12 protein-coding genes and 1 pseudogene are annotated in these 11498 nt (G+C 44.8%); 7 read left to right on the forward strand and 6 right to left on the reverse strand.

What is annotated here, in order from left to right:
- Positions 1 to 137: 137 nt before the first annotated feature.
- The 3 genes and pseudogenes from O9300_RS10480 to O9300_RS10490 all read right to left on the reverse strand — a co-directional run.
- A pseudogene (locus O9300_RS10480) lies at positions 138 to 1616 on the reverse strand (formylglycine-generating enzyme family protein); the annotation flags it as partial.
- Positions 1617 to 1713: 97 nt separating this feature from the next.
- On the reverse strand, positions 1714 to 1956 hold the full coding sequence (locus tag O9300_RS10485) for a type II toxin-antitoxin system HicA family toxin (RefSeq protein WP_072927660.1): 243 nt from the start codon (positions 1954 to 1956) through the stop codon (positions 1714 to 1716).
- The gene (locus O9300_RS10490; RefSeq protein WP_002753114.1) at positions 1949 to 2185 is read right to left on the reverse strand and encodes a type II toxin-antitoxin system HicB family antitoxin; all 237 of its coding nucleotides are present in this window, start codon (positions 2183 to 2185) and stop codon (positions 1949 to 1951) included. The genes O9300_RS10485 and O9300_RS10490 overlap by 8 nt, the downstream gene beginning before the upstream one ends.
- Positions 2186 to 2372: 187 nt before the next feature.
- Here O9300_RS10490 and O9300_RS10495 point away from each other — a divergent pair, with 187 nt between their 5' ends.
- The 6 genes from O9300_RS10495 to O9300_RS10520 all read left to right on the forward strand — a co-directional run bounded on the left by O9300_RS10495 (position 2373) and on the right by O9300_RS10520 (position 7878).
- Positions 2373 to 3020: a DUF3386 domain-containing protein gene (locus O9300_RS10495; protein WP_287971582.1), complete on the forward strand. Its 648-nt coding sequence runs from the start codon at positions 2373 to 2375 to the stop codon at positions 3018 to 3020.
- A 191-nt stretch (positions 3021 to 3211) separates the two neighbouring features.
- Entirely contained in the window at positions 3212 to 3448 is a 237-nt protein-coding gene (locus O9300_RS10500; protein WP_002735229.1) for a NifU family protein, read from the forward strand.
- A gap of 287 nt (positions 3449 to 3735) precedes the next feature.
- Positions 3736 to 4824 (forward strand): isocitrate/isopropylmalate family dehydrogenase, encoded by a 1089-nt coding sequence (locus tag O9300_RS10505; RefSeq protein ID WP_150977911.1) that lies wholly within the window; start codon positions 3736 to 3738, stop codon positions 4822 to 4824.
- A gap of 159 nt (positions 4825 to 4983) precedes the next feature.
- Positions 4984 to 5607 carry a COP23 domain-containing protein gene (locus O9300_RS10510; RefSeq protein ID WP_287971583.1) on the forward strand — a complete coding sequence of 208 codons (624 nt, stop codon included), beginning with the start codon at positions 4984 to 4986 and terminating at the stop codon, positions 5605 to 5607.
- A 106-nt stretch (positions 5608 to 5713) separates the two neighbouring features.
- On the forward strand, positions 5714 to 6643 hold the full coding sequence (locus tag O9300_RS10515) for a S1 family peptidase (protein WP_002798678.1): 930 nt from the start codon (positions 5714 to 5716) through the stop codon (positions 6641 to 6643).
- 29 nt (positions 6644 to 6672) lie between these two features.
- Entirely contained in the window at positions 6673 to 7878 is a 1206-nt protein-coding gene (locus tag O9300_RS10520) for a tetratricopeptide repeat-containing S1 family peptidase (protein ID WP_287971584.1), read from the forward strand.
- A gap of 21 nt (positions 7879 to 7899) precedes the next feature.
- Here O9300_RS10520 and O9300_RS10525 read toward each other — a convergent pair whose 3' ends face one another.
- The 3 genes from O9300_RS10525 to O9300_RS10535 all read right to left on the reverse strand — a co-directional run bounded on the left by O9300_RS10525 (position 7900) and on the right by O9300_RS10535 (position 10697).
- Entirely contained in the window at positions 7900 to 8496 is a 597-nt protein-coding gene (locus O9300_RS10525) for a hypothetical protein (protein ID WP_287971585.1), read from the reverse strand.
- 48 nt (positions 8497 to 8544) lie between these two features.
- On the reverse strand, positions 8545 to 9771 hold the full coding sequence (locus O9300_RS10530) for a hypothetical protein (RefSeq protein ID WP_353851553.1): 1227 nt from the start codon (positions 9769 to 9771) through the stop codon (positions 8545 to 8547).
- A gap of 422 nt (positions 9772 to 10193) precedes the next feature.
- Positions 10194 to 10697: a hypothetical protein gene (locus O9300_RS10535; RefSeq protein ID WP_002792980.1), complete on the reverse strand. Its 504-nt coding sequence runs from the start codon at positions 10695 to 10697 to the stop codon at positions 10194 to 10196.
- A 290-nt stretch (positions 10698 to 10987) separates the two neighbouring features.
- On the opposite strand from O9300_RS10535, the gene O9300_RS10540 reads away from it, so the two are divergent.
- Positions 10988 to 11302, forward strand: a complete 315-nt coding sequence (locus tag O9300_RS10540) for a hypothetical protein (protein WP_002735918.1) — start codon at positions 10988 to 10990, stop codon at positions 11300 to 11302.
- Positions 11303 to 11498 lie beyond the last annotated feature (196 nt).

Raw genomic sequence — 11498 nt, forward strand, 5'->3', positions numbered from 1 at the left:
CTGCTCTTTCTTCTTCTTTAAGAGCTTTTTGTAAGTTTTTCTTTTCTTCTAAGTCTAGGAAATCTTTGGCTGGCATAAGTAGGATTTTTCTAAAATTACTATTTCTATTTTAGGTGGTTTAAGTGCGTTTTAGCTTACCAAGCGTAATCTCCTAACTGATTAGCATCATCACCGAAATAAAAGCGAGTGGTTGTCCCCGCACGACAGGCATATTCCCATTCCGCTTCCGTGGGGAGGCGATAGGTTTTTCCGGTTATTCGACTCAATTTTTTGCAAAAGGCTTGAGCGTCCTCCCAACTAACCATTTCTACTGGATTTTGGGGATTGTTTTTAAACTCAGAGGGATTTGTTCCCATTACTGCTTGATATTGTGCCTGAGTCACTGGATATTTCCCAATCGCAAAACTGTTGACTTTAACTTGGTGTTGAGGCTTTTCTCTACTTTGAGCATCAGAATCACTGTCAGGAGATCCCATAAGAAATTCACCTGCTGGTAAGTTCACCATCTCCAGTGTTATCCCATTGGGTAGGTTTTCGGTAAATGAAGTTTTATTGTCTAGGAGTGTCTTTTGTTGAGGAGGGGGAGGAATAGGAGAGTCACCGACGACGGAGGTGCTAAAATTCCCAACTCTCTCGATTACATGGTTGTTGATGCGTTGAATGGCGGTTTCGAGTTCGATTTCCTCGTCGGGGATTTCCACGTCTGTCCATTGCCATCCTTCCTGCTCGGCTCGCTCTAATGCGATCGCTAAACGGTCGCGCTTTTCTTCGCTGGTGACGAGGAAATTGAGCAAACTAGCCGATAGATTCTCGTTTTTGCGGAAAGATACGGCCGATTCGGAACTAAGAATGTTCTGGACGAGGGATTCAACTTCGCTGACACTGCGGGAAAGTTCCCCGTCAATGGTCACTACTCGATCGATTAAGCCTTGAAACTGTCCGATAATTGGTTTTAGGTATTGTTCTAGATTAATGGCTACTTTGGCCATTTCGATCGCTTCTTTTTCCAGACTATCTAACTCCAGCTGCAACTGATACACTTGTTTGTACCCGTTCAACTCGCCGATCATTTTCGAGAAAACCTGTTTTTGTGTATCCTGATCTTCAGCTAATTTCTGGATACTTTCGCTGATTAGGTCGATTTTCTTGAGCATGAGCAAGCTGGCGCGACCAACAAGAATCACGGTGCGGAAAATCTGCTGTTTCTGTAGTCTCAGGGTATCTCGCAGGTCGGCCGAGCCGATGCTATTCTCCAAAGATTGGCGTTTTCGCTCTGTTTCCGCCAATTTCTGGCATTTAACCGCCACTGCCTCCTTGATTTCCTCGGTCAGTGACTGGAAAAACCGCCGGTATTCATCCTTATGGTCGGTGAGAAATCTGATTAACTGGTTATAGTCCTTGACTAACCTTTCCAATTCTTGAAAAGTTTCCTCGAAATTGAGGGGTTCTTCTTTTTTCCTCAATCCTAACCATGTATTGCGGACCCGTTTTCCGGTTTTAATCAGTTGCTGTCTTTCTTGAATCTGATCCTGCAAAATTAATAAATCGGGGCGATTTAGTTGGGGAAGTTGATAGGTTTTCCGATAAAGCTTGATTTTCGCCGTTTCTTCTGCCATCGCCTTGGTCGCTGAGGGTGAGTTTTTTCTATTTTAGCCCGATTTTTTGATGATCAAATACTATCGCGATACGCCCCCGGGAACCCCCTAACTTTTTCTATAAGTCATAGAAGTAAGGATAAAGCTCTGATTCTGGAATATATTGACTTGCTTGCCTAAAAATAGCGTAACAGGTTCCGGGATCAAGTTGCCGATGATTGGGAATAGTTAAAGTCTCCTTTCTCTCCGAGATGACACGACGCAATTTTATGTGACTTCCTCGTTGACTGTTAATAGTAAAACCAAATCGATCAAGAATTTTGATAATGTCTTTGCCGGATAGTTGTTTCAGCTTAGGCATATTCTGGCTGTAACTCAAATATAATCTGTAGAGAAGGTTTGGCAACTAGACCGAACTCCCTGGGGTCTTCTCCCTCTAAATGCAGTAAAATGGCTTCTTGGAGATTATTAACCACCTCATCTAAGGTATTTCCCTGGGTGACAATCGAAATTTCCACGCATTCACCTACATATCCTTGTTGTTCACCAGAACGAATAATTGCGGTAACTTTTGGACTTAATTTTGTCATAATTGCTCATGTTTATTTTTTGCTTATTTAGATTTATGGCAATCGAGCAAGGGACGGGTCATTGACCCATTCTAACTGACTTTTCCCTAAGCTGTGGAATTCATCTAGTTTTCTAGAAATCTCGGCCAGAGGCGAAAAAATCAGCGACAATGATATAAATGGAGTTATCAACACAAGTAAAGCGATTATGACTGTAGCCACGACGAACGCCCGAGATATTTTCCGCTCCGCCTACGAAAACCGTTACACTTGGGATGAACGATTCCCCGGTTACACTGCTGATATTATCCTCACCCAAGGGGAGGAAGTCTATACGGGCAAAATTCAAGTTAATGCCGATTATAGTGTGGAAGTAACGGGCATTGATGACGAGAAAGTGCAAGAAAGTATCTATAATCAAATGCGCGACATCGTTACTCACCGTAAAAGAGGCAATTTTGAGGCTTCCCACGGCAAAAACCAGTTTAATTTCGGGCAAGATGATCCCACCGGTGCGGTAGAAATTCTTGTCACCGGCGATGCGATGGGGTCTAATTATAAAGTCCGCGGCCAGGAAATCTGTCAAGTCAGTCGAGTCATGGGACCGATGGCTTTTACTATTAATACCGAGGAAAGTCTCGATACGGGAGAAGGTTATATTTCTATTCGCTATAATGCCATTTTCCGCAATGCTAAAACCGATGAATTAAAGGGAAAACGTGACTTTAAGGAAACCTACGAAAAAATCGGTAATTATTATTTACCCTCCTGTCAAGTAATTAACGCAATCGATGCCGGGGGCGAAAAATCCACCACAGAATTTACTTTTATCAATCTGCAGCTTTTAGAATCTTAAGGGTTATCCCCGCCCAAAAAGCGTTAGGATCGAAGTAACTAAGTAGGTGGGTGTTAAAAATTGTCGGATCCCCCCGCCTATCGGCACCCCCCTTATCAAGGGGGGCAGGGGGGATCAAAGACAAGATCTATCTTCAATTTAATTGAAACCACTTACTTACACTGTAATAAATCTCTGACCAGAAGCTGATTATGTCTTTAACACTGACTCCCAATAACGTCGAACAAGTTTTAGATGAAATGCGCCCCTACCTGATGGCGGATGGTGGTAACGTGGAATTAGTCGAAATCGACGGGCCAGTCGTCAAACTGCGTCTTCAAGGCGCTTGCGGTTCCTGTCCCAGTTCCACCATGACCCTAAAAATGGGCATCGAACGTCGTCTCCGGGAAGTGATTCCCGAAATTGCCGAAGTTGAACAAGCTTTCTAAATCTTGGGTTAATTAATTCTCACCACTGCCCGATTGCTAATTTAATTAGCGATCGGGCATAATATTAATTAGGGTTTAAGGCAAGAGGCACTCATGCAAGAGGCACTTATGCAAAAGGGAGAATAAATAATCGGTTTTTAATAACCAGATTTGGTATTATATATCTTTTTCTGCAAGATTGATAAAATTACAGAATTAATTAAGGTAAAAAGTATCTTTTTTAGCCGATTAAACGGTCAATTAAGCATTAAGATATACTTGAAAATTTTTATTAAAACTCAAAAATTATGACTGAAAATATCCCCACTATTGTGGTCATGCACGGCGACCAAACTGGAGAAGAACTATTACTAGAAGCCCTGAGAGTATTGCAACCCTCGATAATTCGTCAACCGGTTAACTTTGCCGATTTTGATCTTAGTTTAGCCCAGCGTCGCCAGAGTAACAATCAAGTGGTTCACGAGGCCGCTGAAGCGACTCTAAAAACCGGATTAGCTCTCAAAGCTGCCACTATTACCCCAGAAATTAAAGGAGATGTGGGCAGTCCTAACGCTATTTTAAGAGAAGCAATGAATTCTCAGGTAATTCTCCGCATCGGTCGCCGTATCCCCGGTATTCGTCCGATTGGGGGCGTTTATTCTCCCATTGCCATTGTCCGCATGGCCGTTGATGATGCCTACGGGGCCAAAGAATGGCGAGAAACCACTGCCACCGGCGATGAAATTGCCTATCGCACCTCGCGCATTTCTAGGGCTACCAGTCGCGCTGTGGCCGAGTTTACCTTTCAACAGGCCAAAAAAACCGGGGCGCGGGTATTTGGCGGCCCAAAATTCACCGTTAGTGCCACCTACGAAGGGATGTTTAAAGAGGAATTAGACGCGGCGGCCCAAAGACATCCGGAAGTGCGTTATCAACCCCTGTTAATTGATGCAACTTTTGCCCTACTTTTACAAACCGACGGCGAAGCTTTGGTGATTCCAGCACTTAATCGCGATGGCGATTTATTATCCGATTTTGTCTTGCAACTCTATGGCAGTATTGCCGGGGCCGAAAGTTTAGTTTTGGGATTTGATGAGGAGACCTTAGCAGTTAAAACTATTATGGCAGAAGCTCCCCACGGCACTGCCCCCGCTTTAGAGGGCAAAAATATCGCTAATCCCATGGCGATGATTTTAGCCTCGGCAGCTTTGTTAGGTTATATCGAAACTAGCGAGGCGCGTAAAGCTTCCAGGGCAATTTATGAAAGTGTCTTTGAAACTATTCACGAGGGCAAAAAAACCCCCGATTTAGGGGGCCAAATGACCATGAGTGAGTTTACCGATGAGGTGATTCGTCGCGTGGTCAGTAAGTTAGAAGTTTGGTCTGCTTTGGGGTAAACGAACTCATCTGATTGCTCTCTTAAAGGAGTTTGAAGAAAAGCTAATCCAAAAAATAAGAATTGTTGCAAAGGCCTTGCTTTCTTTTATTTAACGGAAAAACAAAAGCTACCTTTGAAGTGTACAACGGAGTCCCTTTGCAGGATTAGGATAAGGACAATGAAATTACAAACTTTGACAAAAACTCTGACTATTGGTCTGATTGGTGTAGGAGCTGCCTTGACCTTACAATCACCGAGCCAAGCTCAAACCAGATTCGAGTGTCTTGTACCACTGACAGGCCCCTATGTAGGAGTTCCCACAACCGCTGCCCAAGTCGGACCTAATGAATATAAGCCTGTGATTCGTTGGGTTTCTCGTTATTTCAGCGGTTCCGGTTATACTCCCATGCAACGGTGTCAAGAAGTAACTGGAAGATTCAACAGCCTGAACGCTCGACCAGGCGGAATTGATATTATTACCACTGGCTATCTCAATGGTCTGCCGGTCATCTATTCCCCTAGTGATGGACGAGAACGGGCAAATAGCAGTAACCTATTATTTACCCTCAAGAGAGGGGAAAACGCAACCCAGAAAATCGAACAGCTATTCGACATCCGGGAAGGAGCCAGCAGCAGTCCTTTGTTTGAAAGCTCATCGGATTCTGCCACTGTCCATTTCAAAAAATTCCTAGAAAGCGTTCCCGTGGAAACAAATCTGGCTACCGGTTCGTCCCCCTCTCCACTGCCGGAGACTTCTCCCGAACAGTCGCCCCAAAAACCATCGGGCGGTTCTGTTTGGTAAACTTTTCTAGTTCTATAGATAAGGTAGGTTGGGTTGACGCAAGGAAACCCAACGCCCGCTGTTTGGTAAACTTTTCTAGTTCTATAGATAGGAGCATAGTGATCAAGTGAGTCGGGCGATAAAAAGAATTTTGGCTGGTGTGGGCGGTTTATTATTGGGACTGTCCACACCTTTGCTTGCTGTGCAAAGCTATGCTCCTGCTCTGGAACCTAACCAGGCCAATGCCCATAGCTCTCAACAACTTTCAGAACAACAGCTGCGTCAGTTAGCCAGAGCAATTACTGTTAAGGTGTTATCAGGGCAAGGCTGGGGTTCGGGCATTTTAGTTGAAAAGCAGGGTTCTTCCTACAAAGTCCTCACTAATGACCATGTTTTAGGGCGGTATCGCTATCGGGGTTGGCAAATACAAACCCCTGACGGCAAGATACATCGGGGTGAGTTGGTCAGAACAGTTCGGTTGAATGATTATGATTTAGGCTTAGTTTCTTTTCGCAGTAGCCAAGTTTATTCTATTGCTGATTTGGCTAATGTCGATGATCTCGCTATCGGAGATGAAGTTTTCGCCGCTGGCTTTCCCTACGATGGCGATCGCCCGACAGAACAAGGATTTACCTTCACCGTGGGTAAAGTGTCGCTTTTGAGTGATAAATCCTTTTCGAGAGGCTACCAAATCGGCTACACCAATAAGATTAAAAATGGCATGAGTGGCGGACCGCTGCTGAATCGGCAAGGTAAAGTTATTGGCATTAACGGGATTCATGCTTATCCTCTCTGGGGTAAATCCTACGTTTTTGCTGATGGAACAGTGACTTCACCGGCACTGTGGGAACAAATGAGTCGATTAAGTTGGGCGATTCCTATCGGGACTTTTTCAAAATCGGGGTCATCTTCTCTATCTGCTTCCAGTCGGCAACGGCCCGCAGTGTCACCCCCACCGCTTCCCACCCATAGAGAACCCACTTTCTGGGAAGATTTTCCTTCTCCATCCTCGTCAACCCCAAGAGAAAAGAATCCCGCTCCCACACCCCTCTGGTAAATTCCACTCAACTGTATTTTTAAACCAGAATGAGCAACAATTTCTTGAAAATTTCCGCCGCCCTAGTTAGTATAGCGGTGTTTGTGGTTTCTCCTCAGATTGCTAAGGCATCAACAACTGAGCAGATAGAAAAAATTGCTGAAAAGATTACCGTTTTAATCCCCTCAGAAGAAGAGGGGGCGAATGGGAAAATTACTGCTAATGGCTCTGGATCAATTATTGCCAAAGAAGGAAAAGTTTATACTGTTCTTACTGCCAGTCATGTGATCTGTAAAGATGCTAGAGATGCCTGCAAGTTCTATTACGATCAACTAAAAATTATTACCTGGGATGGCAAGCAATATCCGCTCGATTACAATAGCATCAAAAAATTACCCGGAGTAGATCTAGCTCTCGTACAGTTTCAGAGCGACCAAAATTATCAATTAGCTACCTTGGCTAACTATCAAGTAGCTGACGAACAATTTATTTTTGCTTCTGGATGGCCGGATCCGAAATTTATCGGCAAGCGGAAACGATTGTTCAATGTGGGGAAAGTGCTGCCCAAGGACATTACACCCTTGCTGAAAATATTTCCCCCGGAGTTGGGGTATGAGATAGTTTATACCAGTGTCACCTATGGGGGCATGAGTGGCGGTCCAGTGTTGGATCTCAATGGACGAGTCATCGCGGTTCACGGACAAAATGAAGCCGAAAAAATCGCCAAGGTTCCCGTGCCAATTGGCTTTAGTCTCGCTATTCCCATCACTACTTTTTTGAAATTAGCACCCCAGTCTGGCATTCAAGGGCAGATAAATGTCGAAAGTTCGCCCCCCAATACCTTATCTTTGCAAGAAATTGGTGATGAATTATACAAGGCTTTTGAAGTTCCCAATAATAACGATACTAATCCCCTAAACTGGCTTAATCAAGGCAATAAAATGTGGCGGTTAGGACAATTAGCCCTCGCCTATGCCGCCTATGAAAAAGCCTTGCAACTCGATTCTCAACTCTATCAAGCTTGGTACGGGAAAGGTCTGGTCTTGACCTACTGGAAACGCCCCCAAGAGGCGCTGGCCGCCTACGAACAAGCTCTCAAAATTAATCCTAACTCCGATACTGCCAAAAAACTGCGAGACAAGCTCCAACAATCTTTAGAGGGAAGAAATACCCCTCCTGTAACTCCCTCACCGCCAACCACCGCGCCCACGGTGGAGCCTTCACCACAGCCCTCTAATCCGAGAAGACTATGGTGAAGTGAGCAGGGAAAATGCGGGTTAGCGAGTGGCTTCCACCAATGCAGCTAAGGATACTCCAAAGGCTCGTATGTCTGCGGGGATATTGCTGAGAAATGCTTCGTTACTGGCTGAAATCATCGCATTATAGGCCTGCACCGCCGCCAGCAATTTAACTGGATTAACCGTATTATCTGAGGTTAATCCTTCTAATCGGTTCAATAAGTCTTCAATAAGATCTAGCGGTGCGCCTGGTACAGTGCTAAGAGCGGCAATGACAGCATTGATATTATTACCCGCCTGTGCATCCCCGGTTAAGATGCTCAGTAGCAATTCCTGAACGGCTGCGGGAATCGGGGTACCCGTGGGGGAGGTTAAATTATTACTGGCTAAAAGAGCATTCACAGAAGCAGCCGTCTGATTAACAGAGATTTGAGCCGGTTCTCCCCCCTGAAATCCCAATCCCGTGACGGTGGTGGTGGGGATAGTTTGACCGGCAAAATCACTGGTGGAAAGAATTGGTCCGGTGATATCGGATTGGTTGCCGGTTTGCGCCATAACGGGAGAGACTAGGGAATTGGTCAGCAAAACCGCCGCCACTAGGGAAACTTGCCAATTAGTCAACCATTTCATCAACATGGTCTTTATCCTCATTCAAAAAACTAAATTAGACAATCTAAAAACCGACTAACGGGGGAAAAAGTAATTGTAGCCGATACTCATGACGAAGCGAGCGCCGTCCCCGGCATTGCCCGTTAAATCAGCACCGGCAAGGTTAATCGTCAAGGGGACTTTCGGGAAGGGAATCAGGGAAATACCTGCGTTTAAATCTTGACCCGACCATTCGACAATGGCCGAGACCGGTTCAACAATTCGTAAACCAGCACTAGCAAAGACACCCAGCGAGTTTACCCCATCTTCGATGGCTCCTTCCGAGCGAAAACGACCACCACCAACACCCAAAGAGAGCGTCAATTGGCTAAAGGGTTCTTCCGTTGTTTCTGTTAACTGAAAAAATTTACTCACCACCCCGTAGATACTGCTACTGCCATCTGTCCCACCCCAGTTAATAGCGTTTTCAAATCCTAGGGCCACAGCAAAACTTTCTGGCAGAGAACGGTGAATTTTAAAGCTAAAACTGCCCCGTCCGGCATTATCACCAAAAAGGCTCAAAATCGCCAGAGTTACATCTAAACCGACAATTTTCTGGGGGTCTCCCAAACCACCCCCTAGGGCTAACCCACCATCTGCTTGATTGGTAAAACGGGTTCTCGACTGGAAACCGAAACCACCGAAAATCTGCCCAAAAGTCGCTCCAAAAGCGCTGGGAGTAGAGATACTGCCACTAGGAGTAACCACAAATTCCGCCAGTTTCGCAGAAAGGGTTTGTTGCCTTAATTGCGGTTCCTCAATCAGAAACTCTTGACGTAAACGCTGCAATTCGGGAGAAATATTGGGATCAACGGGGGTAGATGCCTGTGCTTGCCATTTTTCGACTTCTGGCGAGTTATTAACTCCTGCTGGTAAAAGCTGACTTGCTTGCGTTGTCCCTAGATTCGCCTTCCATTCTTCTAGGGTTGAAATTGTCCTGGTCTTTTCTGTTGCTAAAGTATCGAGGGAAGATTTCTCTGGTTTATTTTCTAAGGATGAGGGCAGATTACTATCGGCTAATCCCTCTGTTGTCGAGAAGGAATTGGTGGTCAGAACTCTTTCTGTCCTCTCTAATTCTACGGGGGAATTAATGATAATTTTTTCCTGGGATACCCGAATAGAAGCAGCGTCAATGTCTAAGGGGGAAGGAAGGGCCTTCACCCGATCGCAAAGTATGGCTGTCCCCACACAGGATGTGATCAAAATTCCTCCAGAAAATATGTGTCTTATACGGCCGTTTCTTTTGGCTTTTTTTAACAACACTTCCAGCTTTCCTCACAGACGAAGTTAATTTGCAAGAATTGTAACTGATTTATGCTTAGATAGCAAGTTATTAAACCTGTTCGTTATCAATCATGGAATCCCCTAGATTTTTTCTTAGTAGGGAGGCACAATTATTTGTAGGATGGGTTAGCGGTAGCGTAACATGAGCGGGCGTTGGGTTTCATGCTTCAACCCAACCTAAGTTCATCTTATATTTAATTCCACCCACCCACTTAGCAAGTTATTAAACCTGTTCGTTATCAACCATGGAATCCCCTAGTGCGCCTAAATGAAGTGTAAAAAATTTACGACCTCTATTCTTGGCTTCGATGGTTGTGCTGCGTCTCTGTTCACGAATCAAATAGGCGGATTATATTGCTAGAACTAAAAAAAGCGGGTTGAACCCCGCTTGTCATCAAAAACTAAGCCAACTTAAAGGCATCTCGCCAACACCAGCGCAACAGGGTAAAAGCTATTAAACCTTTAACCACTTCTAGAAACCAGTAACCAATCTGCAAGGACATCATTTCTCCCGACATTCCCGACGCAGTAACGGGAGCCAGTAAACCCATAGCGCTCAGATTGGGAGTGAGAAAATAGGTGTAAATTAGGGTGATTACTAAGAGAACACCGGCGAATAGAAGCGATCGATGTTCGGGGAGATGGATTAAGGTATGATAGCGGTGGAAGACAACAAAGCTACACAGCACAATCGCCGCACAAACTAATTCCAGATGGTTAAAAATGCCAAATAGCAAGTAACCGGCACTGGCAAAGCCATTTTGTGTCATCATGCCAGCTACGGATAAGCTGGGGAGAATGATTAAATCGATGACGAAACTGGCACTTAACCAGAAACCGAGAACAACCATGGCTAGGGTTGTCCAATTAAACCAAGACCGATAACGCTCAACAAAAGTTTTCATTAGGCTTGCTCCTCCTTGCCCTTCTAACTTAATTGTAAAGAGCGTTCGCCAAAATTATGGCAAGTTTTTTGCTAATTCTTAGCAATTCTTATCAATTCTTAGGAGAGCAACTTAGTTTTCCGGAAGGGCAACCAAACAATACCGCTCTTACCTCTAGATTTGGCTACCCGCTCGGCGCAGAATTGTAAAGATTTATCAACAAGTGTTTATAAAAACCTTTAAATATTGACCAAGCTGACAATTATAGACTTACCCTGAAACAATAACTGACTATCTACGGGTTTACTGTTATGGATAAGGATTTTCGTAACTATCGCATGGTTTGCACCCTCACCTTCGGAGATATTTACGGACAAATAATCGTTTGGTTAATCGTTATTTTTCTTACTCTCGCTTCCACTCTAGCTCTTTGGAGTAGCACTAGACAAATTTTCGCCCTCGCTACCGTGGGGTTAGTCGTCGTCCTCTCTTTGCCTTTTTTACTCTTTGCTTTCGTTACTACCCTCCTCAATCATATTGAATTCGTTCCCATCGAAGCGGAAACCAACATTCGTCGTGGTCCTGTCCCCGGAGTTAGCGGCAGCCGTGTACCCGCAGCCAGCTAAATCCGACCAAATCCCCAATAAATAGGGCTTGCTGAAAAAGTTTTTCCTGGGGGCAGGGTGTGGGGTGTGGGGTGTGGGGTGTGGGGTTTTATCGATTTTCAGGTGGTCAACTACCTAATTTTCAGGGAAAAAGTCCCGGAATTTTCCCCCCAATCACTCCAATGGTCGGCACTTTTTGAGGGAAAAAAAGTCTAAA

This window comes from Microcystis sp. LE19-195.1E (genome assembly GCF_027532095.1).
GTDB classification, from domain to species: Bacteria; Cyanobacteriota; Cyanobacteriia; order Cyanobacteriales; family Microcystaceae; genus Microcystis; species Microcystis aeruginosa.

Coding starts and splice junctions, on each gene's coding strand:
- O9300_RS10495 (WP_287971582.1), top strand. CDS start 2,373: ATGACTGTAGCCACGACGAACGCCCGAGATATTTTCCGCTCCGCCTAC.
- O9300_RS10535 (WP_002792980.1), bottom strand. CDS start 10,697: ATGAAAACTTTTGTTGAGCGTTATCGGTCTTGGTTTAATTGGACAACC.
- O9300_RS10505 (WP_150977911.1), top strand. CDS start 3,736: ATGACTGAAAATATCCCCACTATTGTGGTCATGCACGGCGACCAAACT.
- O9300_RS10520 (WP_287971584.1), top strand. CDS start 6,673: ATGAGCAACAATTTCTTGAAAATTTCCGCCGCCCTAGTTAGTATAGCG.
- O9300_RS10500 (WP_002735229.1), top strand. CDS start 3,212: ATGTCTTTAACACTGACTCCCAATAACGTCGAACAAGTTTTAGATGAA.
- O9300_RS10490 (WP_002753114.1), bottom strand. CDS start 2,185: ATGACAAAATTAAGTCCAAAAGTTACCGCAATTATTCGTTCTGGTGAA.
- O9300_RS10525 (WP_287971585.1), bottom strand. CDS start 8,496: ATGTTGATGAAATGGTTGACTAATTGGCAAGTTTCCCTAGTGGCGGCG.
- O9300_RS10485 (WP_072927660.1), bottom strand. CDS start 1,956: ATGCCTAAGCTGAAACAACTATCCGGCAAAGACATTATCAAAATTCTT.
- O9300_RS10540 (WP_002735918.1), top strand. CDS start 10,988: ATGGATAAGGATTTTCGTAACTATCGCATGGTTTGCACCCTCACCTTC.
- O9300_RS10510 (WP_287971583.1), top strand. CDS start 4,984: ATGAAATTACAAACTTTGACAAAAACTCTGACTATTGGTCTGATTGGT.